This window comes from Nibrella saemangeumensis (genome assembly GCF_039541915.1).
GTDB classification, from domain to species: domain Bacteria; phylum Bacteroidota; class Bacteroidia; order Cytophagales; family Spirosomataceae; genus Nibrella; species Nibrella saemangeumensis.
The window spans coordinates 426647-447156 of sequence record NZ_BAABHD010000022.1 but is presented as its reverse complement, the minus strand read 5'-3'; the positions used below and the strand labels follow the sequence as shown (position 1 = coordinate 447156).

The following is a 20510-nucleotide window of genomic DNA, read 5'->3' as shown; positions in this document are numbered from 1 at the left end:
GTCTCGCGTTACAAACGCGGACGAGCCGGCGCAGTGGCCAGCGTCAGGCAGACGAACTAAAGACTAGACTATACCAGCGGTTCCCAGCCGGGTGCATACGTCCGGCTCCAAAGTTTCATGGCGTCCGGATCATTGACAATACGACCGGTAGCGGGGTCGCAATTCAGCAGGCGGCCAGTTCGGTGGGCTATGTTGCCGAGGTGGCACAACAGCACACTTTTGTTAGCCTCTTCGATGGAAGAGTTGGGCCGTTTTCCCTGGCGGACGGCCTCCCGGAAATTGGTCAGGTGATCAACATCCAGATCAAAGCCCGGTCCTGTAGCATTGAGCTGATTGGTAGTGTCGCCCGACACCTTCTTTAACTCTTTATTCCTGTTATCATAGATCGTATAACCATTCCCGTTAATCACCAGTGTGCCCTTTTCTCCGTAAAAGGCGACACCGCCGGAGATCCCCTCCACGTTGCGGCCGTTGCAGCTCCGCCCTTCCCACGAAATCGATTTGCGGTCGGCAAAATCCCAGCTGGTGAGTTGGGTGTCGGGTGTCTCCCAATCATCGTCAAAGGCGTAGCGTCCGCCCTGGGAGCTGACGCGGGTCGGGTAGTCGACCTCCAAACCCCAGCGGCAAAGGTCGATAAAGTGAGTGCCGTTGTTGAGCAGTTCGCCGGTCCCCCAGTGCCAAAACCAGTGCCAGTTGTAGTGGATCAAATTGTCACGGTAATCCTTACGCGGGGCCGGTCCTTGCCAGAGGTCGTAATCCAGCCCGGCCGGTATCGGAGCCGGTTTGCCTTTACCGATGGACTGCCGGGTGTTGGCGTACCAGGCCTTAGCGTAATACGCCCGGCCGATAGCGCCCTCTTTTACAGCCTGAATGCCTTCGACAACATAGGGCCACGACCGGCGCTGATTCCCCATATTGACTACCTTCTTGTGCCGGCGGGCGGCATCGAGCAGCACTTCGCCCTCCCGGGGATTATGACTGCAGGGTTTTTCGACGTATACGTGTTTACCCGCCTTCAGGGCCAGAATGGAGGCTGGTGCGTGCCAGTGGTCAGGGGCCGCAATCACCAGCACGTCTACGGCTTTATCGTCCAGGGCCCGGCGAAAATCTTTAATGCCTTTTGGGGCTGTTTTCTGGCCGCCCTGCTGCACGGCCTTGAGCCCTTTGGCCATGGCCTTATCATCGACATCGCACACATAGGCAACTTCGGCACCGGGGAGTTTGGCGAAGCCCTCACACAGGGCTGATCCACGGGAATTGGTGCCCATAATGGCGACGACCAACTTTTCGTTGGCCGAGCCGTTGGCCAGCACGGCCGGCATACCGGTTATACCGGCCGTGGCCAGAGCCGCCTGTCTGATAAAATCTCTGCGTTGAATAGCGTCTGTCATAGAGAGTAAGGGGTTATAGAGGAATAGCTAAGCAGTTGTTTGATAAAGGAAGATTTGGCGGAGAACTACCGTATACTATAAAGCAGATACCTGAACGAATGACACTCCCCATTGCCGCTCTGTATAGCAAAAGACTGGCTTGTCTCCTTATAATTTATTTGATGTATCAACTATGGCCACAGAATAAATAATGTATTAGTTGCTTAACCCTGTCAAACTACTTAATAAATTGGCAAGCTACAGAACTTAACTGGTTGATTAACTAATATTAATTATTTGAAAATATATAAGTAATTACTGAATCGATAATTTTTCAATATTTTGTATATATAGATTTAAAAACAACTTTTAAATCTATATGATTACTCCATATTAGAAAAAACTATAATATTTGCACATGCTATTTATCGAAGCTTTCTAAGTAACTATCCTTTACGTTAATACATACAACCAGAGTACCGTTTCAGATTTGCATTAGGATGACTGAAGCGTATTCCCTCAACATTTGAACGTCTGAACAGCGCTTACCACTTTAATTTTAAAATCTAGTAACATATGAAACCAAAATCCTTTATTTACTTAGCGTTCATGCTAAGCCTTTGTGTTTTTCTTTTTGAACGCTGTCAACCGGCGCAGGACCTTACCCCTACCGCGGACAACGGGCATTCATCAGCCAGACACAATGCTGGACCGACAAGCAGCACCCTCGGTGCCTATCATTCCGTTACCGTTACCCATGCCACTAACACTATGCTCTGGACCTACAGGATCCAGAAAACCAGTGGAGCTGCGAATCAGCAGGTACGAGAGTTCATCATTAATCTGGGACCATGTGTGAGTCAGGCTAATGTTGACGCTATAGCCGTGTACAACAAAAATGGCAATGCTATTACCGATTTCACTACCCGTTACAGTGTCTCGGGTGGTAACACGATCCTGACGATAGATGATCTACCGGGCGGCAATGCTCCAGGCGACGCCATCAGAATTGAGCTTACGCTGGATGTAAACGTTGACGCAAGCGCAAACAATGTCCAGGCTTTAGTTTCGAGTCCACCAAACACCCTGACAGCTACAACATCGTTGTTGGCCCCCGGCTGCTACCATGTGGAAGGTAATGTCCAGAAGCAGGAATGTAACTCGGCTCCGACCTCATTCTCTGGCCTCTCTGTGACGCTGGCAAGCGCTACCAACAGCTATACCACCACTACAGACGCAGCCGGTAACTATACGTTCGACCATGTAGTTGCTGCTTACGACGGTACTGCGGGTACATCATATACCATTAGCATTGCTCCGGCTGGCGCGGCTCCCCAGTCACAGGTAATCGTAGTAGGCCCTAATTCTGTAACAACGGGTACCAGCTTTACGGTAACTTACCCCTGCCCGACTAATGTCTGCTACCAGGGAGAAGGCTACTGGTTCAATGGATCTGGTTCAGATAGTTGGACAAGCGTTACCATAGACGGAGCGACCTACACCAAGGATCAGCTCACTGCCTATACCACGCTGGGTAGTGGTCCCAATAACCGGAACGTTGCCATCAGTTTCATCCGGCTAATTGTGGCGGCCAACCTGAGCGGTATCAGCGACGGCAGCGATCTGGCGTCGACCACCTGCTCCGGTGCTGATTACGATGCATTGCAGGCGCTGGTGGTAAGTTGGCTGTCTGGCACTCCGCTTCCGACCAATGATAGCTTGTCAGCATTAGAAACCAAAGCTATTGCCCTGGAAGAGTGTCTGGAAGGCCTGCCCGGCTGCCCGAAATAAACGAAGACAATTATAAGAACAGAAAACCCCGCCGGTGGCTTCCGGGCGGGGTTTTCTGTTTCTGGCGTCCGATGCCACTATCGATGGGTTTCACCGCTTAAGATCATTCATTCCAAACAGGATTATTAGTCAGAATGGTATACATCTGGACTACCTCAAAATCCTACGTTAACGTTAGTAGTAGCTAAATAATCGAGCCGTTTCAGGCAGCAAGCGAACACTGCAAAGGTGTTCGACGACCGATCCAACCTGAAAGGTTCGACGGTGGATGACCATAATTCCAGGTCAGGGCAGATCCAAAGAAGCCCCATTTGATGAGGTTGATTGTGCTATCTGATAATCTAGTTAATCTTTAATTTAAATTTATTTTAATATATCAATAAACATGCCAATATTTTTAAAGCTTGAACCGTCTTATTAATCGGCATTCAACAATTATTATCACAAGACCGGAAAATACTTAAGTAGAAAAATCTATCTAAGGAGTTATAAGCTTTATAACTTTACACTTTTTCATAAAAAGTATCTTATAAGCTGATAAAAATCAGATTTTATCAAGGGAAAAATCATATAAAACATTAGAAAAGCAACCACACTCTCTAATAATTGCCTAATTATCATTTAATTTTCTTTTAACTCCCCTCTCTTGCCCATGTCACTTTTCAGCGTCAACTTTGTAACATAGTTTAAGTAGTTACAACTATAAGCTTGCTCAATTTGGTGTCTCATTTAAATTTCTAAATGTAGTCTGTAATTATGCCAAGCAGGTGCTAAATGGAAGTAGTACTACAAAAGATGTGCTAATATCAACTCTATTAATTTTCAACTAAATTTTAAATCAAATGAAACTTAGGCATTACCTCAGTCTCTTTTTAACCCTCATTGTTTCGGTGCTGATGTTCCAACGCTGTCAGCCGACGCAGGAGTTGCAGCCGGCAGCTTCAAAAGACAAAAATCGATCAGCTAAATTGATTGGAAGTTCCGGATACGATGTTACTTTTTTAGGGACCAGTAATAAGGTTTGGGAGTATAATATTACAAGAATCGCAGATAATAACATTGAAGGATTTTCATTTAACCTTGGTAATTGTATTACTGAAGCAGATGTAATTGATGCTTCCTTGTACAAACCTAATAATAATGATGTACTTGAAAAGGTTAATCCTTTGACCTATACCAAAACTACAGACGGTAATGGCAACCTTATCCTAACTGTAGACGGTATCGGTAACTTTTCACCTGGTAAACCATGGAAATTTACTTTTGAACTAGGCTTTGATGCGTATCAAAGTGTTGGTGCAGTAGGGATTGTAATTAAAGGTGAGGGAAATGTAGATATGCCTTTTGGAGATAGCATGGAAGGTCCTGGCTGTGCACCTATAACCGGAACAGTCTCAAAAGCAGCGTGTGCTACAGCAACGCCTTCATCTTATTCCAATGTAACCGTTACCGCTGGCCCTGGAAGTCTCACTGCAGTTACCGATGGAAGCGGAAATTATTCTATTAGCGGTCTTAGAGGAGGAACTGTTTATACATTATCCATTACAACACCAGATAATGTAGCTTCAGTAATTTCAGATCCTACTCCTGCTACTGCTACTGTTTCTGCAACAACTAGTGCCATTGTTAACTTTACCGCTCTGACCGGTACTGTTTGCCAGAACGGATGCTCTATGTCGCAAGGTTACTATTTTGCCAAACCTGCAAGCCAGGAAGCTTTAAGTTATACATACACTTTAGGCGGAAAAGTATATACCTTAGCAGAAGCCAGAGCTATTTGGAACACGTCGAATGGTAAAGGTATGCTCGACATTAAGAAAGCATTCCTTCAAGCATCTACCATAATCCTCAGTGGATCAAGTGTTCAAAATAACGCTACAGTAATGGCTTATGTTAACCAGATCAACACATATCTTTTAAGTAAACCTAAAATTGAAGTTAAGCCTAATGGCACCCTCAATGTAGATGCAAATAGTACCACAACGAAGCCTATAGGAACAGCAGGGGGAGAAATAGGTAAGTGGATTCAAGCTAACCATTGTGCTTATAGTGACTTTTACAAACAATTTATCAATCCATAAAAAATAAGTCACGTCCTAAAAAGAAGAAGCCCATCAATTTGATGGGCTTCTTCTTTTTAGGACGTGATACCACAGGATGTAATGATGTTGCACTTCTAGTCGCCCAAGCATGGGTTGGCATCTAAATTAGGATCACTCCAACTCTTCTGCTTTAGTACTCGAATGGTCAGTAACCATTCTATCGCTTCTCTCAATTCACCAATTTACAGACCAACTTCAATAATTGAGAATTTTATACTCTTCTTTTGTTTTATATTAATAATCAGACACATTTATTGTAATTTTTAAAGTTTGAATATAATTGTGGCTTTAGCTGCCGAAATCCCGTCCATAAATCAGAGACTAGATTTTATTAGGATCTTTTCGGTCTGTGATTGCCGACTTTTTATTTTTGTTAAACACTTACCAGTATGTCCATCACCAAAGAGTCCGAATTAATCGGTATGCAGCACGTCAGTGAAGTTGTAGCGACCACACTAAAGGAAATGAGGGAGTACGCCCGGCCGGGTATGACAACCCGGCAACTCGATAATTTCGGCGGGAAAATCCTCACGAGTCTGGGCGCTAAGTCAGCTCCCAAAATGACCTACCGCTTTCCGGGATGGACCTGCATCAGCGTCAACCATGAGGTTGCCCACGGCGTACCGTCCGACCGGAGCGTACTGCAGGAAGGCGATCTAGTCAATATTGATGTATCAGCAGAACTGAACGGATTCTGGTCCGACAACGGCGGTTCATTTGTACTAGGTCAGGACATACATCAGCACCAGCCCCTGGTAGACGCGTCCAAACGCATCCTGCAGCGGGCTATCAACCACATCAAAGGCGGCCTGCGCATTGCCGACCTGGGACGACTCATTGAAACTGAAGCTAAAAAATCCGGCTATAAAGTTATTCGGAACCTGACCGGTCATGGCATCGGCCGGAGCCTGCACGAAGCACCCCACGAAATTGCCAACTACTACGACCGGTTTAACCAGACCCGCTTCCGGAAAAACTCCGTTGTCGCCGTTGAGACGTTTATCTCAACTCTCTCCACCCAAGCCGATACCCAGAGCGACGGTTGGACACTGGTCGGTAACAAAGGCGGCTTTGTCGCCCAGCACGAACATACGCTGATCGTGACCGATGGCAAACCCATTGTACTGACTTCGATGAATGGGATTTGAAATTGAGACAGCTAGCTTGCTCGTCCACGACTGTGCCGCGGACGAGCCTGGAAATAAAGAACTCACGTTACAAACGTGGACAAACAGTTGCAAACGAGCTTACAAAGCCAGATTATAATCGTAACCCTGCCGGTGCCAGAAGTCGCGGGGGCGTTCGTCGGAGAAGACAATGCGTCCGATGCACTTCAAACTTTTCACACCGTATTTGACGGGTATCATCAGCCGCAGGGGAGAGCCGTGCAGCCCGGTCAGCGGCTCACCGTTCATTTCGTAGGCAAGTAGCGTCTGCGGATGCAGAGCGCTCTCCATATCCAGGCCCACATAATACTTGCCGTCGGGTGTCTCCAGCCCCACGTACCGAAACCAGTCTTCGCTTACCGGCTTAGTTTCTCCGTTACGAGTGCCCAGTTTGTATTCGGCCACAAAATCAGCGAAACGGGCACCGGACCAGTGCTGAATCTGACTCCAGCCTTCGACGCACTTGAAGTTGAACACCAGATCGTGCTTTGGCAAGGCTTTGATATCGTCGAGCGACAGGGTGAGTTGCCGGGGCGGAGCGTTCAGGGCCGGCTGCTCTACCCGTAACTGCCAGTCGGCTGGATTGGCACCTGGCTGTAGACCGATCCGGCCGTTAACGCGCACCTGCCGGGCGGCCCGCTCTACCGGGAATGTGGGTGCCAGCTTCCGGTGGCTAAAAAAGGCATTGTTTACCTGCTCATTGGCATCCAGCACCCGCCGGAACACATCCGGTAGGCCGTTGACTTTCGGCCGTGAGCCGATCCACTTCCAGACACCGTAGGGCACCAGACTGGCCAGGCCGAAGAGAGCAAAGGCTTTAATCGTTCGCCGGCGAATCTGCTGGTCAGTCGACAACTCGTCGCGTTGCGACTTTTCGGCGGGCTGGTTTGGCTTATTTTCCATAGTTAACGACATCAAACCCGGCCACCATGCTCCGGAAGTTGCTCCAGCCGGCCCGGATTACCTGCACCAGATGAATGATAAAAAACAACACGTAGCCAATTGTCAGCGCGAAATGAATCAACCGGGCGCTTTCGAAGCCGCCGAGCAGAGTCGTCAGCCAGGCCTGCTGGGTCGGCTTATAGATGGCTAGTCCCGTCAGCAATGACCCTAAGCCCATCAGAATAACGGCGGAGTACGCAACCTTCTGCGCGGCATTGTACTTCACCGCTTCCGGAGCCTGCCGGCGAATACCCAGGTCGTGCAGCAGCACCAGCCAGGCTTCGCGAAACGAGTGCCGGTTGGGTACCAGGTACCGCCACTCACCCGAAAACAGGGTATACCCTACATACAGCACGCCATTGATCGCAAACAACCACATAAAGACAAAATGCCAGGCCATCCCCTCCGCCAGCCGTCGCCGGAGGTTGAGCGACTGGAAGAACCAGTCCGGAAAAAAGTTGAGCAGCACCGCATCGCCGATTTGTACTTTGTAGGGATGATAGGCCCAATAGATCAGCAGGCCGCTCCAGATCATGACGGCCAGCAGCGGGAAGTTCACCCAATGGAACCACCGGACCGCCAGCGGATGCTTGTTTTCAACAATTCGTTTCATGGGGATCAATAAGTTGCCTGTACAATATACCGACAAAACCGGATTTTGGATTTACCCGCTACCGCTTACTAACTCTAAAAATAAAAAGGAATCATCCGGGTGATTTTTGGCTTGGTGGGGTATTAACTGTTACCAATTCGGAAAGACCTATGGCTACACCCCGTGAACATACTTTTCTGGAGCAGCTCAGAACCGGCGACAGTTCCGCCTATGAGGCATTGTACCGGGTATATTTCCCTTCCATTACTCATCTGGTCAAACAGAATAAAGGCAATGACAGGGATGCGGAAGACCTATTTCAGGAGACAATCCTTGTGCTGCTGGAGAAAATCACACAACCGGATTTTCAGCTTACGGCCTCGCTGAAAACCTATTTGTACGCCATTGCCCGCAACGGCTGGCTCAAGCGACTACGCGACAATAAGCTAATTTCGACCAGTGATGAAACCTTCCTTGCCAGTTTACAGGATCCGGCAGCGCTGCCGGAATCATTGGTCAGGGAAGCACCGGAAGAGCAGGTTCATACCTGGCTGGCGAAGATCACGGGTAACTGTCAGCGGGTGTTGCACTCGGTTTACTTCTCGCAGGAGCCAATGGATACGCTGATGCTCACCATGGGCTGGAAAAACCGGCACACGGCCAACAACCAAAAGTATAAGTGTATTCAGCAACTGAAACGGGTGGCCGAACAGGATAATGATTAATTACACACGAAAACAACCATCATCATGATCTCAAAAACAATTGAAGCAACCGATGCTAATTTTACTAATCTTATCAACTCCGATAAGCCTGTACTGGTCGATTTCTCAGCGGAGTGGTGCGGCCCCTGCCGGTTGGTCAGCCCTCTGGTGGACCAATTGGCTCATGAATACGCCGATCAGGCAGTTGTTGCCAAGATGGATATTGACCAGAATGCCCACACACCTTCCCTATACAAAATTCGCAGTGCGCCTACGCTGCTGTTCTTCAAAAACGGGCAATTGATCGACAAAGTTGTTGGGGCTGTTCCGAAAGCCGTGCTAGAGCAAAAACTGCAATCGGCGCTGGCAGTTTAAGTCTAAAGAAACGTGTTCTGCTGGGTGCCAAAAGCTGCCTAGCAGAACACGTTATATCGAAATGCAATACTGATTACTTTTTTGTACCCCTGACAAAAAACTCCCCGCTAATACCGGGGCCACTGTTGATACAATCTTCTACGTCCATATCGACCAGATTGCCTTCAAATGTTCCTCGTGCTACTTTGCCTCTCACGTATTCTGTCAGGGTAACCTTCCCTTTAGCCGGGAAAGCATAGTTGCCCTTGCTCATACACCAGCCTTTGTCGGATGCATAGATTTTATCGCCATACTGATATTTAATAAAGCTATCGCTGGCTTTGCGGCTCCCCCACTCGCCGAACGAATATTCGCCGGGCTGATGGGTATTCAGATGAATATACACGTAGTCATCCTCCGTTTCTCCACCCGAGATTTGCCAGGGGGTCGTATCGTCGTTCAGGGTAAGACCGGTATATACGCGTGTCTGTCCTTTAAAAGTGACTTTCAGGTAACCGGCTCCGACATAAATGTCTCTGGCCAGGGTCACATTTTTGTTTTTACCCACGAAGTTCACCTGTACGGATACGGTAACCGGGTTTCGTTTCGGCTCTGTTTTGGGTGCCGTGTAGGTAGCCATCCAGCCGTTGGATTCCAGTTTGCCGTCGCCGGCCAGCTTCCACTGCTGCTGACGGCTGTTATCCAGTTCCAGCATGGCTTCGCCCGATTCATCCGTTGTCCCCCGTCGCATCTGGCGCACATATAGGTTTATACTTTCACCGTAATCGACTAACCCATCAAAGTTTCGGGCTCCGTTGTCAATCGTGAGCGAATCCAGCTGGGCTTCTTCAAACGGACTCCAGTCGCTGAAGTGCTTCATTGGCGCGGTAATCTGCCGCTTCTCCGTGTCGACCCGCACGCCATCTACCGCATACCACGCGCGGTTTGACCGCTGATAAGCGACCCCAAAGGCATCCGGGTCGTTGATGGTCACGCCCGCTGCGTTATACTGAAACGTAAGTGTGGCGGGTTTCTTAAACTGCGTTCCGTCCGGAGAGAACCGGTAAGCCAGATTCAGACCGTTGGGCGTATGGCTGGTGATGGGCTGGATGGAGATGGTTGTTTCTTTATCGAGCGCTCCGGCGGGCAGTACCAGTTGTACCCGTCCGTCGGTGGTGGCGATGGTACCGCCATTCGGCCCGATGGTTTTGCTGACGACTGCGCCTTTGGGTTGACCCACTTCGGTGTAGGCACTGGGTAGTTCTGTTGTAGTGCCCGGCTTAATTTCGGTCTCTGCGTGTTTGCAGGCGGTGAGGCTGGCCAGTCCTATCCAGGCCATCAGCAGGTACTGATTCACTTTTTTCATGGTGTAGTGTGGATTTGTGTTCGGTTAGGCGCTAAACGCCCGGCTGCTGGGCTGCCGGCCATCGGCTTTGTGCATCAAAATTGGCCTTTTGCCCTCGCGAATCCACTCACCTGCTGTATCAATCCATCAAAATACTACCTGAACTGTCAGAAACGGCACATGAACTGATGTTCGCCTGATACTCTTTATCAGCAAAAAGCCGCAGAGGTAACCTCTGCGGCTTTTTGCTGTTTTTGTCGTCCCGAAGAATGAGAGATCTTCGGGTGAGGCTCACATTTTCTCCTGCGAGAGAAGACCCCTCCATCGTCGGGATAACGAAAACTATTGTCTGGGGGTCTTCGCCGTCTGTGCCATAGCTAACTTAACGGCCTCGTACAGGTTCACTACCGCACCGGTTTTCGACAGTTCCGCAAAGCTGACCGGCTCTTTGGAGCCGGGTTTGGCTACCTGAACCGGATATTTGATGGCGGAGTCGACAATAATTTTTTTGATGGCTTCGGCACTCAACTGCGGGAAGTACGACTTCAGCACGGCGGCAACGCCACTCACTACCGGCGCAGCCATACTGGTTCCGCTGTGGTTCTGGTACTCGCTGCCGGGCACCGTCGAGAAAATATCCACCCCCGGTGCAAACACATCGACCTTGTGCCGGCCGTAGTTCGAGAAATCGGCAACCATGGTCCGGCCCTTCTCGCGACCAGTGGCACCAACGGTAATCATATTGGGAATTTCCTGCCCGTTCATGTACGCGACCGAAGGGTACTGGTCTTTGGCGTCCAGATCAAGATGATCGTTGCCGGCCGCGTGTACCAGCAGTACCCCTTTTGTTTCGGCATATTTGATGGCCTGGTCCACGGCTTCCCGCTGGGGCGAGTGGCCTTTGCCGAAGCTCATGTTGATAATAGCCGCTCCGTTATCAACAGCATACCGGATGGCGTTGGCGACATCCTTATCACGCTCATCGCCGTCGGGTACGGCCCGAATTGCCATGATGCGTACCTGGTTGGCCACCCCCTTGATGCCCAGGTTATTTTCCCGGTCGGCGGCAATGATACCGGCTACGTGGGTACCGTGATCGGCATCTGGTCCCATCACGTCGCTGTTACCGTATTTGGTTTCCTTCCAGTTCTCGGGGTCGTCGCCCACGATAGAGCGCGGGTTATAATCCGGATTATAGGCATAATCAACCCGCGAGTTGATCTGCTCCACCGCTTTGGACAGATCCTCGATGGCCACATCCGTGTCGGCATAATCAGCGCTTGTCAGAAAGCTGTACAGAAACAGGGCATTTTGCTGTACCCTGGCATCAGCCGACTTCGGGTTGCGCAGCAGCGTCGTGTCCAGTTTAGTTACCTGCAACGCTTTTTTCAGTTCCTCCGCCGAGGTTTTAACCCGGCTGTAGAGCTGATTATAGGGTTGCTTATAGGCGGCATATTCGGCCAGTTTCTTCCGGTAATCGGTCCGGGCTTTCACAAACTGATCAAATTCCTTTTGTTTGTCGGCCGGCACCGCCGAGCGCTCTTTCCCCTCGTACAACGGTTTCAGTTTAGCATATAACCGGGTTTCTTCGGCCTGCTCGTAGCGCACATTACGGCCATCTTTGCCACCGATAAAATTCCAGCCGAAAACATCATCGACGTATCCGTTACCGTCATCGTCGCGACCATTGCCCGAAATTTCTTTAGGATTTCGCCAGAGAATGCGCTTCAGATCGTCGTGGGTGGTGTCTACCCCCCCATCAATCACGGCCACAATCACAGGCGTAGCCTTACGATCTTTTAAAAGTTCCTGATACGTACGTTCCGTACTAATGCCGAGCGCGGTATCGCCTTTAGGATCTGAATGAAACCATTGGTAGCTTTGGCCCATCCCGGCAACAGGGATGAGCAGGCCCAGCGTATAAAGACTAAATAAGCGGGCTAACGAATTTTTTATGGACATAGAATGCAGTGTTGCACCGGGTATGGGCGATGCCCCCGACAGGATTGAGGCTAATTTTTGTACTATAACGTGTAAAGCCGGATAATCGTTTTATTTCTATACAGCCTTTTTGCAGATTGTCAAGCAGGTACTGCAACTGATTCGGTTGTACCTTTGTTATACCTAATAAAGAAATCCTCTACATGGCATTTTATCATTTTCACCATAATAAGGCCAGGCACGTAAAAATTCATCACGGCGATTGTCCGGAGTGCAACGAAGGCAAAGGCAAACAAACCCGCAGCGGCCGGGGCACCACAACCGGTAACTGGAGTTCGGGCTTCAACAGCTATCTAAAAGCTTACCAGGACGCAAACATGCTGGCCCGGCAACTGAATGTACGGGTTGAAGATCACGACTGCATTGAAAAAATGCGGGCGGCCAAAAGTTTAGGGGCTATCGAAAAGACCTCAGAGGAGCCGGTCAATTCGTAAATACGGTTGATGTATGGCTGACCCCTTGCACGAGGACGCTATCGGTTCTGGTGCAAAGAAAAGAAATCCGGTGGATGCCTTGTAGAAAGGCATCCACTTACTTTACCCGCCCCACCAGCCAGATGATGACTACTCCGAAAAGGCTCATCAGGGCAAATGACCAGCGCAGATTCAGGGCTTCGGCCAGGAAGCCGATGATGGGCGGCACAATCAGAAAGCCGAAATAAGAGACCGTGGAAACGGCCGTGATCACCGAGCCGGTAGCGGCTCCCGTGTCTTGCGTGGTAGCCATGCGCATCACGAGTGGAATAACGCAGGACCCGCCGAAGCCTACCATGATAAAGCCAATACTGGCCGGAAGCAGCGACGGCCAGGCGGCCGCCAGCAATAATCCCGCGGTCATCAGCAGCCCGCTGGCTCTTAAAATAACCCTTTGGCTAAACTGATTCACCAGCCAGTCGCCGGAGAACCGGCCTACTGTCATCGCGATCATATACACGATAAGGCCCATTGTTATATAAGCTTTGGGCGCCTGCACTGCTTTCTGGAAATAAACTGCACCCCAGTCGTACAGGGTTCCCTCGCAGGCCATTGCGGCAAAGGACATCATCCCAAATTTCACCAGCGTTTTATCCGGCAGCACAAACCCCGACCGGACGGCTCCGCGGGTCGGTGGCTCGGGCAGGGTGTAGGGAAATAACAGGATAGCCACCGCCATCAGCAGCAGACTAACCCCCAGAAAATGGTAAGAAGGTGCGATATTGAGCGCCACCATCAGCGCACCCAGGCCTGCGCCGGCAAAACCCGATACGCTCCATATGCCGTGAAACGACGAGATAATAGACCGGTCGTACATGGCCTGCAAGCTCACCGACTGGGCATTGACCGAAATACTCAGCATGTTCCGGGCGGCCCCGAAGCAAAACAGCATAAACGCCAGTTGCCAGGTCTGGTTCACCCAACCCATAACACTCAGGATGCCACTCACCGCCAGTGCGCCCGCCAGCAACACGGCGCGGCTATTGTAGCGCCCAATGAGCATGCCCGTTACCGGCAGGGTCAGAATAAGCCCCAGCGGCATCGCAAACAGAACGGTTCCCAGTTGTGCTTCATTCAGCCCGAGCAACTGCTGCTGCGAAGGTATCCGCGACGCCCATGTGGAGAAACCAAAGCCTGATATAAAGAAAAAGCTGGCAATCGCCAGCCGGCTGATCCGGAGGGATACTATTGTTGTTGAAAGATTCAGATTCACTGCCTTACCTGCCAAAGTCTTCACTTATACCGCTATACCGCACTGGCTACATAACCCAGCAGGATTTAGCAGAGTTCTGGAATTTTGCGTATAGAGGTAAAGTCCTTGGTTTATTGATGCTTTATGTTGGCATAGGTAAAGAGGAGCGATGGGGGCCAGGTTTTTATAAAGGTCAGGAGAGATAGTATATGGTGCAACATAAATGCTTTATATTTATATTCTCTAACCGACAAACATAACCCTATGCCATCATCCAGACGGAAGTTTATAAAAGGCCTGACGGCGGCTTCGGCACTGGCAGCCACTCAGGCTGTAGCCAAGCCTATTGTGCAGGTGATTCGGCCGCAGGCACCGGCCTATATTCCTAACCTGAAATCAGTCAGCCCCAACGACAAAATCCGCATTGCCACCATCGGCATGGGTATCCAGGGTAACTACGATACCCGCGCAGCCCTGCGCAATCCCGATGTGGAACTGGTTGCCGTTGCCGACCTATACCAGGGACGGCTCGAAACGGCCAAAACGGCTTTCAACAATCCGGACCTGTTTACCACCCGCGACTACCGGGAGATTCTGGCCCGCAAGGACGTTGACGCCGTTCTGATTGTAACGCCCGACCATTGGCACGACCATATCACCATTGCGGCCCTTAAAGCCGGTAAGCACGTGTACTGCGAAAAGCCGATGGTTCACCACATCAACGAAGGTAAAGCCGTCATTGACGCCTGGAAAAAGTCGGGCAAGACGATGCAGGTGGGTAGCCAGCGGATCAGCAGCGCGGCTTTTCAGGAAGCCAAGCGCATGGTACAGGCCGGCGACATTGGTGCCATCAACTACATCGAATCCAACAACGACCGTTTCAACGCCATCGGTGCCTGGAACTATTCTATACCGCCTGATGCGTCGCCAAAAACCGTAGACTGGGACCGCTTTCTGGGTGATGCGCCCAAACGACCGTTCGACGCCAAGCGATTCTTCCGCTGGCGGAACTACCGGGATTACGGCACGGGCGTAGCCGGTGACCTGTTCGTCCACCTGATTACGGGTGTCCATTTCGTCACAAACTCCCTGGGACCGAACCGCATCTTCTCGTCGGGGAACCTGGCTTACTGGAAAGACGGCCGCGACGTACCCGATGTGATGACCAGCATTATGGATTATCCCAAGACCGACCAGCACGAAGCCTTCCAGATGGTGTTACGGGTAAACTTTGCCAATGCCGGTAAGATTCAGAACGTAACGCGTATCATCGGCAATGAAGGCCAGATCGAGTTCTCGGAGAATAACCTGATCCTGACCAAGAAAAAGCTGGCGACTGCCCCCGGTTACGGCAACTACGACAGCTATTTCACCTTTACGCCGGAAGTCCAGCAGGAGTTCGTGAAACAGTATGACGCCCAATACCCGCCCGAAACCCGGCAGGCCGAACCAGCGAAAGAAGTACGCTTTGAAGCGCCAAAAGACGATGATGCGCACGCCAGGCACTTCGGTGATTTCTTTACCAACGTACGGGCCGGTAGCCAGGGCACCATTGAGGACCCCGTCTTCGGCTTCCGTGCAGCCGCCCCCGTGCTGGCCTGCAACGAGAGCTACTTCTCGAACAAAGTGGTGTACTGGGACCCCGTAACCATGACCCAAAAAACAGGTCCTGCGGCTCCGGCTGCCAAAAAGTCGACTACGCCGGCGAAGAAACCGGCGGCAGCGGCCACGGCAAAGAAGTAGGACCCGTATCCCGGAAGTGTACTCCGGCTTAGATCCAACTTTCCAGAAAGACTGGATGTTAAAGCCGAAATACACGTCCATCATTTTAGAAGCGGGTGCAAACAATAAACCAATGTTTGCACCCGCTTCTGTCATTAAATCCCACCAATAGCTGTGCGAACCTGACGAAGATTACAGGCACCCGCCCGGTGCCCCATTTACATTGAACCGAAACCGATCCTCGGCATAATACTGCATTGTATTGGGCGAGGTACAACCACCCTTGGCCAGGATAGCATCGTAGGTGGCATTATTGACCACGAAAAAGTCTTTTGGTCCGATAACTGAACCCATGCCCAGGTTCCAACTCAGCTGAAACGACAGCATTTGGGTCGCACCTACCGCCAGCGTAGCCAGGCTGGAAAAGTCACCCGTAACCATACTGGAGGCTTCTTCACGCGACGGAGCCGATACATTTGCATAGCGCAGGGAATAGGTGGGCGTTGGTCCGGTCGGAGCCGTGTTCAACCGTTTTATATAAGCCCGGACATTGAAGGTTGCCAACGGACCAGACGTACTGGAGGCCAGACTAGCCGATAAGCCTACGGCACAATCCTCGGAAGTCAGTGTTTTGAGGATACCCCCGTCTTTATTCAGAATTTCGATACGTTCAAAATTGAACTCAGATGGAAAACTCAAGCACCGCTCCCGGGCGCAAATCTGCGTCTCGGTTATATAGCAGGAAAACTTGAATGGAAAACGCACAAGTAGATTTCCGTAAGGTCGCACCGACAAATACGTTTTGAGGATCTGCTGATCCTGGAGATTCAACTGAGGTAGCCCCTGATAGTCCAGCACCCGATACATCAGCGTGACGGCCCCCAGCGGAATCAATTGCTCGCCGGGTAGGTCAACCAGGGTATTCAGCGGCAGGGGATGTACGTCTGCCGTCAGGACACTATCGTTTACGCCCAGGGCAACCCGCAGCACTACCGGCTCCTTTAGCGTCTGACGTATCTGCGAAAGTTGCGTTTCAGTAAACCTCAGCTGGCTTCGGTAATAGCCGCCCAGACTATCCTGACGAATAGGACTAATGCCATCCGACAGATTGTCTGATAACGGTAACGTGCTCTGTCCCTGCCCGATGAGGGTAACCTGCAGGGACTCAAAAGCGTCTGGATGATCCTGCTGGCAGGCTACCTGTAACCAGATTAGCGCGACCCAGAGGGCTACGATTCTTATGTTTTCTCGCATAGCATAATGCTACTTAATTACGCAGCGGGAACAAAGCGTGCTTTAGCAAACGGTAGTGACAGTATATTAAACGGTTACTTATACCACAGCCACACCCCGAGCGTCGGCAAACGTCTCCATCACACCCATCATCTCAATCGCTTCTTCGGCGGGGCAGGGATTCGGTCCTTTGCCGAGAAAATACTGAACCACGGCGTCAATCATAGGCTGCTGCACATGCGCAGGATGCTGTACCGTCACGGCTTGCTCTCCGCCGTTGACCCACACCGTGTATTGATTACTGAAAACCGTAAACCGGATACGGCCTTCCGAGCCGATAATTTCGCAGACATCCTCCGCAATGCCCTCGGGCATGGTAAAACACCATATACCGTTGATGACCACCCCACGCTGCATCCGCATCACGCCAGTGACGATATCCTCCGCATCGTACAGCCCAGCCTGATTGGCACACAGGCCGTAAGCCTCCTTCACCGGCCCGAAGTAGTAGCGCATCAGATCAAGCTGGTGCGGAGCAAGATCGAAGAAGTAACCACCTCCGGATATGGTCGGATTGATCCGCCAGTTCTCTTCCGTATTCGCCACCAGCGCCGGTTTAGGTGGTTGCAGCAGCCGCAGGTTGACACAGCGAACCGCTCCGATGGTTCCATCCTGCACCAGTTGCCGGATGTGCCGGAACATGGGCATCTCCCGGCGGTAATGCGCTACGCACAGTTTCTGGTTGTACTGCTGCGCGGCTGCCAGCATTCGTTCGGCCGAGGCTTTGGAGACCGTCATCGGCTTTTCCACGTACACCGGCTTTCCGGCTGCCAGCGCGGCAACCGTGTATGCCTCATGCGACGAAGGCGGAGTGGCAATATAGATAGCGTTGATGTCCGGGTCGTTAATGAGCTGTTCAGCATCGTCGTACCATTTGGGCACGCCATGCCGTTCGGCATAATCGCGGGCTTTGTCGCCATTTCGGCGCATGACCGCGACCAGTGACGAATTCGCTATTTTATTGAATGCTGGGCCGCTCTTCACCTCGGTGACATCACCGCAGCCGATAATCCCCCAACGTACTGTTTCCATAGATTTTGATACTAATACCCGAAAAAGCAGCCCTGCCAAGACCATCTACTCAGTGCGCAATCATGCAGAGCTACGCGCCCCACTCTTTCACTCATTCGCTCTTTCACTTCCCTCCCCGGAACCCGGCTACCCCCAACATACGTTACCTTTGTTCAGACTAATGACCCGGTGCGGCTTTGAAAACGAAAATTCTCCTGATTACGCCCCCTTTCACCCAACTGAATACCCCGTATCCGGCAACGGCTTACCTCAAGGGATTTCTGAACACGAAGGGCTACGAATCCCGCCAGGCTGATCTGGGCATCGATGTGATTCTGGAGGTGTTTTCTGCCAAAGGTTTAACCGCACTGTTTGATGCGCTGGAAGCCGCTGAAGCTGAGCTATCCGAAAACAGCTACCGGATCTATACCCTGAAAGACGACTATATCACCACCATCGGCCCGGTTATCCGCTTCCTCCAAAACAAAAACCCGACGCTCGCCCACAGCATCTGCGACCGCACCTACCTGCCCGAAGCATCCCGCTTCGACGATCTGGAAGAACTGGACTGGGCCTTCGGTACCATGGGTATCCACGACAAAGCCCGGCACCTGGCAACCCTCTACCTCGAAGACCTGGCTGATCTTATTAAAGAGGCCGTTGACCCGCACTTCGGGTTCAGCCGCTACGCCGAACGCCTGGGCCGTTCAGCCACCCATTTTCATGAATTACACGAAGCCTTACAGGCTCCCAATACCTTCATTTCCGCTACGCTCGTGCGGCTACTCGACCAGCAGATACAGCAGTGGCAGCCGAATGTGGTCTGCCTGACGGTACCGTTTCCGGGCAACCTCTTCGGTGCGCTGAAATGCGGGCAATACCTTAAACAACACTACCCGCATATCGCCGTCGTCATGGGTGGCGGCTATGCCAATACGGAACTCCGAACGCTCAAAGAGCCTCGGGTATTTGATTACGTGGATTACGTTAGTCTGGATGATGGCGAAGCACCGTTGCAGAACCTGCTGGAGTATCTATCCGGCGAGCGTGACCAAAGCCAGTTGAAACGCGTTTTTGCCCGCACCAACGGCGTCGTTACCTATTACAACGGCGCGAAAGAACGCGACGTGCCCCAGCGCGAAACTGGCACACCCGACTACCGCGACCTGCGGCTGCCCCACTACCTATCGGTCATTGAAGTAATCAACCCCATGCACCGGTTGTGGAGCGATGGCCGCTGGAATAAGCTGACGCTGGCCCACGGCTGCTACTGGGGCAAATGCTCCTTCTGCGACATCTCGCTCGATTATATTAAACGTTATGAACCATTAACGGCCTCTCTCCTCTGCGACCGTATCGAAGAAATTATTGAACAGACGGGCCAGAACGGTTTTCATTTTGTGGATGAAGCGGCTCCCCCGGCCCTGATGCGTGATCTGGCCCTGGAGATCATCCGCCGGAAGCTGACGGTGGTCTGGTGGACCAACATCCGGTTCGAGACCAGCTTCACGCATGACTTATGCCAATTGCTCAAAGCGTCGGGCTGTATCGCCGTATCCGGTGGCCTGGAAGTAGCCTCCGACCGGCTGCTCGAACGCATGAAGAAAGGGGTGACAGTGGCACAGGTAGCCCGCGTCGCCGATGCGTTTACGCAGGCCGGTATCATGGTCCATGCTTACCTGATGTATGGCTTTCCGACCCAAACGGTGCAGGAAACGGTAGATTCGCTGGAGATGGTTCGGCAGCTTTTTCTGAACGGGGTGGTGCAGTCGGGGTTCTGGCACCGCTTTGCCATGACGGCCCACAGTCCGGTGGGTATGCATCCGGCTGAATTCGATGTGATGCGCATAGACCCCGACTTCGGCGGCTTTGCCGACAACGACCTGGACCACGACGACCCACTGGGTGCCAACCATGATCTGTTTGCCGAAGGGCTGCGCAAATCGCTGTTCAACTACATGCACGGCGTCTGCTTTGAGTACCCGCTGCAGCAGTGGTTCGATTTTAAGATACCGCCCACGACCATTCCTCCGCGCTACATCGAAAAGTGCCTTAAACAGATACCTGACAAAGCACCCCGACCGAATGCGCTGGCCATCTGGCTGGGCAATGTACCGGCGCTGGAGGTTGTTGAATTGAAGAAGGGCAAGAAGATAGTTGAGGTAGCCGAGCTGACGTTTTACAACAAACAGCAGGATTGGGTGCTGGAAACCAGTTTGCCCATAGGTCAATGGCTGACAGAAGTCCTGGCGCAGTTACGGATTGGCAAGCAGGAACTGCGGTCTTTCCAGCAGGTAAAGGCAGCCTTTGAGCAGGCTGGACCGGGCCGTTTTGAGGATTTTATGAGCTCCTCCACGTGGGAGGAGCTCCGGACGAATGGGCTGCTGATCGTGTAAAATTAATAATCGCTCTTGCTGCTCTTTTTTGCCTGTTTGGCGGCTCGCTTTTCTTT

16 protein-coding genes are annotated in these 20510 nt (G+C 51.4%); 8 read left to right on the top strand and 8 right to left on the bottom strand.

The window, feature by feature from the left end; translation table 11 throughout:
- Positions 1-68: 68 nt before the first annotated feature.
- Positions 69-1391 carry a Gfo/Idh/MocA family protein gene (locus ABD949_RS09625; RefSeq protein ID WP_345242903.1) on the bottom strand — a complete coding sequence of 441 codons (1323 nt, stop codon included), beginning with the start codon at positions 1389-1391 and terminating at the stop codon, positions 69-71.
- A gap of 750 nt (positions 1392-2141) precedes the next feature.
- Between ABD949_RS09625 and ABD949_RS09620 the strand changes: the two genes are divergently transcribed.
- The 3 genes from ABD949_RS09620 to map all read left to right on the top strand — a co-directional run bounded on the left by ABD949_RS09620 (position 2142) and on the right by map (position 6411).
- Complete coding sequence (locus ABD949_RS09620; protein WP_345242901.1) at positions 2142-3161, top strand: hypothetical protein; 1020 nt, start codon at positions 2142-2144, stop codon at positions 3159-3161.
- Between the two features lie 842 nt (positions 3162-4003).
- Positions 4004-5242, top strand: a complete 1239-nt coding sequence (locus ABD949_RS09615) for a carboxypeptidase-like regulatory domain-containing protein (protein ID WP_345242899.1) — start codon at positions 4004-4006, stop codon at positions 5240-5242.
- Positions 5243-5652: 410 nt separating this feature from the next.
- Positions 5653-6411: a type I methionyl aminopeptidase gene (gene map, locus ABD949_RS09610; RefSeq protein ID WP_345242897.1), complete on the top strand. Its 759-nt coding sequence runs from the start codon at positions 5653-5655 to the stop codon at positions 6409-6411.
- Positions 6412-6510: 99 nt separating this feature from the next.
- On the opposite strand, the gene ABD949_RS09605 is transcribed toward map, so the two are convergent.
- Together ABD949_RS09605 and ABD949_RS09600 are read right to left on the bottom strand one after the other, a co-directional pair.
- Entirely contained in the window at positions 6511-7332 is an 822-nt protein-coding gene (locus tag ABD949_RS09605; protein ID WP_345242895.1) for a molybdopterin-dependent oxidoreductase, read from the bottom strand.
- Entirely contained in the window at positions 7322-7984 is a 663-nt protein-coding gene (locus ABD949_RS09600) for a cytochrome b/b6 domain-containing protein (protein WP_345242893.1), read from the bottom strand. Before ABD949_RS09600 ends, ABD949_RS09605 begins: the two co-directional genes overlap by 11 nt.
- A gap of 149 nt (positions 7985-8133) precedes the next feature.
- Between ABD949_RS09600 and ABD949_RS09595 the strand changes: the two genes are divergently transcribed.
- Both ABD949_RS09595 and trxA read left to right on the top strand, forming a co-directional pair.
- Entirely contained in the window at positions 8134-8688 is a 555-nt protein-coding gene (locus ABD949_RS09595; protein ID WP_345242891.1) for an RNA polymerase sigma factor, read from the top strand.
- Positions 8689-8712: 24 nt separating this feature from the next.
- Positions 8713-9042 carry a thioredoxin gene (gene trxA / locus ABD949_RS09590; RefSeq protein ID WP_345242890.1) on the top strand — a complete coding sequence of 110 codons (330 nt, stop codon included), beginning with the start codon at positions 8713-8715 and terminating at the stop codon, positions 9040-9042.
- 73 nt (positions 9043-9115) lie between these two features.
- Here the strand turns inward: trxA and ABD949_RS09585 are convergent, their stop codons facing one another.
- Together ABD949_RS09585 and ABD949_RS09580 are read right to left on the bottom strand one after the other, a co-directional pair.
- Complete coding sequence (locus ABD949_RS09585) at positions 9116-10387, bottom strand: hypothetical protein (protein WP_345242889.1); 1272 nt, start codon at positions 10385-10387, stop codon at positions 9116-9118.
- Between the two features lie 321 nt (positions 10388-10708).
- Complete coding sequence (locus tag ABD949_RS09580) at positions 10709-12328, bottom strand: S8 family peptidase (protein ID WP_345242887.1); 1620 nt, start codon at positions 12326-12328, stop codon at positions 10709-10711.
- Positions 12329-12510: 182 nt separating this feature from the next.
- Between ABD949_RS09580 and ABD949_RS09575 the strand changes: the two genes are divergently transcribed.
- Entirely contained in the window at positions 12511-12801 is a 291-nt protein-coding gene (locus ABD949_RS09575; RefSeq protein ID WP_345242885.1) for a hypothetical protein, read from the top strand.
- A 97-nt stretch (positions 12802-12898) separates the two neighbouring features.
- Here the strand turns inward: ABD949_RS09575 and ABD949_RS09570 are convergent, their stop codons facing one another.
- Complete coding sequence (locus ABD949_RS09570; protein WP_345242883.1) at positions 12899-14053, bottom strand: MFS transporter; 1155 nt, start codon at positions 14051-14053, stop codon at positions 12899-12901.
- Between the two features lie 243 nt (positions 14054-14296).
- Here ABD949_RS09570 and ABD949_RS09565 point away from each other — a divergent pair, with 243 nt between their 5' ends.
- The gene (locus ABD949_RS09565; protein ID WP_345242881.1) at positions 14297-15775 is read left to right on the top strand and encodes a Gfo/Idh/MocA family protein; all 1479 of its coding nucleotides are present in this window, start codon (positions 14297-14299) and stop codon (positions 15773-15775) included.
- A 171-nt stretch (positions 15776-15946) separates the two neighbouring features.
- Here ABD949_RS09565 and ABD949_RS09560 read toward each other — a convergent pair whose 3' ends face one another.
- Together ABD949_RS09560 and ABD949_RS09555 are read right to left on the bottom strand one after the other, a co-directional pair.
- Positions 15947-17008, bottom strand: a complete 1062-nt coding sequence (locus ABD949_RS09560) for a hypothetical protein (RefSeq protein ID WP_345242879.1) — start codon at positions 17006-17008, stop codon at positions 15947-15949.
- A 78-nt stretch (positions 17009-17086) separates the two neighbouring features.
- Positions 17087-18079 carry a Gfo/Idh/MocA family protein gene (locus tag ABD949_RS09555; RefSeq protein ID WP_345242877.1) on the bottom strand — a complete coding sequence of 331 codons (993 nt, stop codon included), beginning with the start codon at positions 18077-18079 and terminating at the stop codon, positions 17087-17089.
- Positions 18080-18255: 176 nt separating this feature from the next.
- On the opposite strand from ABD949_RS09555, the gene ABD949_RS09550 reads away from it, so the two are divergent.
- Complete coding sequence (locus ABD949_RS09550) at positions 18256-20454, top strand: B12-binding domain-containing radical SAM protein (protein ID WP_345242875.1); 2199 nt, start codon at positions 18256-18258, stop codon at positions 20452-20454.
- Positions 20455-20510 lie beyond the last annotated feature (56 nt).

What these genes read in the sequence shown, in the direction of transcription:
- ABD949_RS09625 (WP_345242903.1), bottom strand. Translation starts at nt 1,391, where the DNA reads ATGACAGACGCTATTCAACGCAGAGATTTTATCAGACAGGCGGCTCTG.
- ABD949_RS09620 (WP_345242901.1), top strand. Translation starts at nt 2,142, where the DNA reads ATGCTCTGGACCTACAGGATCCAGAAAACCAGTGGAGCTGCGAATCAG.
- ABD949_RS09615 (WP_345242899.1), top strand. Translation starts at nt 4,004, where the DNA reads ATGAAACTTAGGCATTACCTCAGTCTCTTTTTAACCCTCATTGTTTCG.
- map (WP_345242897.1), top strand. Translation starts at nt 5,653, where the DNA reads ATGTCCATCACCAAAGAGTCCGAATTAATCGGTATGCAGCACGTCAGT.
- ABD949_RS09605 (WP_345242895.1), bottom strand. Translation starts at nt 7,332, where the DNA reads ATGGAAAATAAGCCAAACCAGCCCGCCGAAAAGTCGCAACGCGACGAG.
- ABD949_RS09600 (WP_345242893.1), bottom strand. Translation starts at nt 7,984, where the DNA reads ATGAAACGAATTGTTGAAAACAAGCATCCGCTGGCGGTCCGGTGGTTC.
- ABD949_RS09595 (WP_345242891.1), top strand. Translation starts at nt 8,134, where the DNA reads ATGGCTACACCCCGTGAACATACTTTTCTGGAGCAGCTCAGAACCGGC.
- trxA (WP_345242890.1), top strand. Translation starts at nt 8,713, where the DNA reads ATGATCTCAAAAACAATTGAAGCAACCGATGCTAATTTTACTAATCTT.
- ABD949_RS09585 (WP_345242889.1), bottom strand. Translation starts at nt 10,387, where the DNA reads ATGAAAAAAGTGAATCAGTACCTGCTGATGGCCTGGATAGGACTGGCC.
- ABD949_RS09580 (WP_345242887.1), bottom strand. Translation starts at nt 12,328, where the DNA reads ATGTCCATAAAAAATTCGTTAGCCCGCTTATTTAGTCTTTATACGCTG.
- ABD949_RS09575 (WP_345242885.1), top strand. Translation starts at nt 12,511, where the DNA reads ATGGCATTTTATCATTTTCACCATAATAAGGCCAGGCACGTAAAAATT.
- ABD949_RS09565 (WP_345242881.1), top strand. Translation starts at nt 14,297, where the DNA reads ATGCCATCATCCAGACGGAAGTTTATAAAAGGCCTGACGGCGGCTTCG.
- ABD949_RS09560 (WP_345242879.1), bottom strand. Translation starts at nt 17,008, where the DNA reads ATGCGAGAAAACATAAGAATCGTAGCCCTCTGGGTCGCGCTAATCTGG.
- ABD949_RS09555 (WP_345242877.1), bottom strand. Translation starts at nt 18,079, where the DNA reads ATGGAAACAGTACGTTGGGGGATTATCGGCTGCGGTGATGTCACCGAG.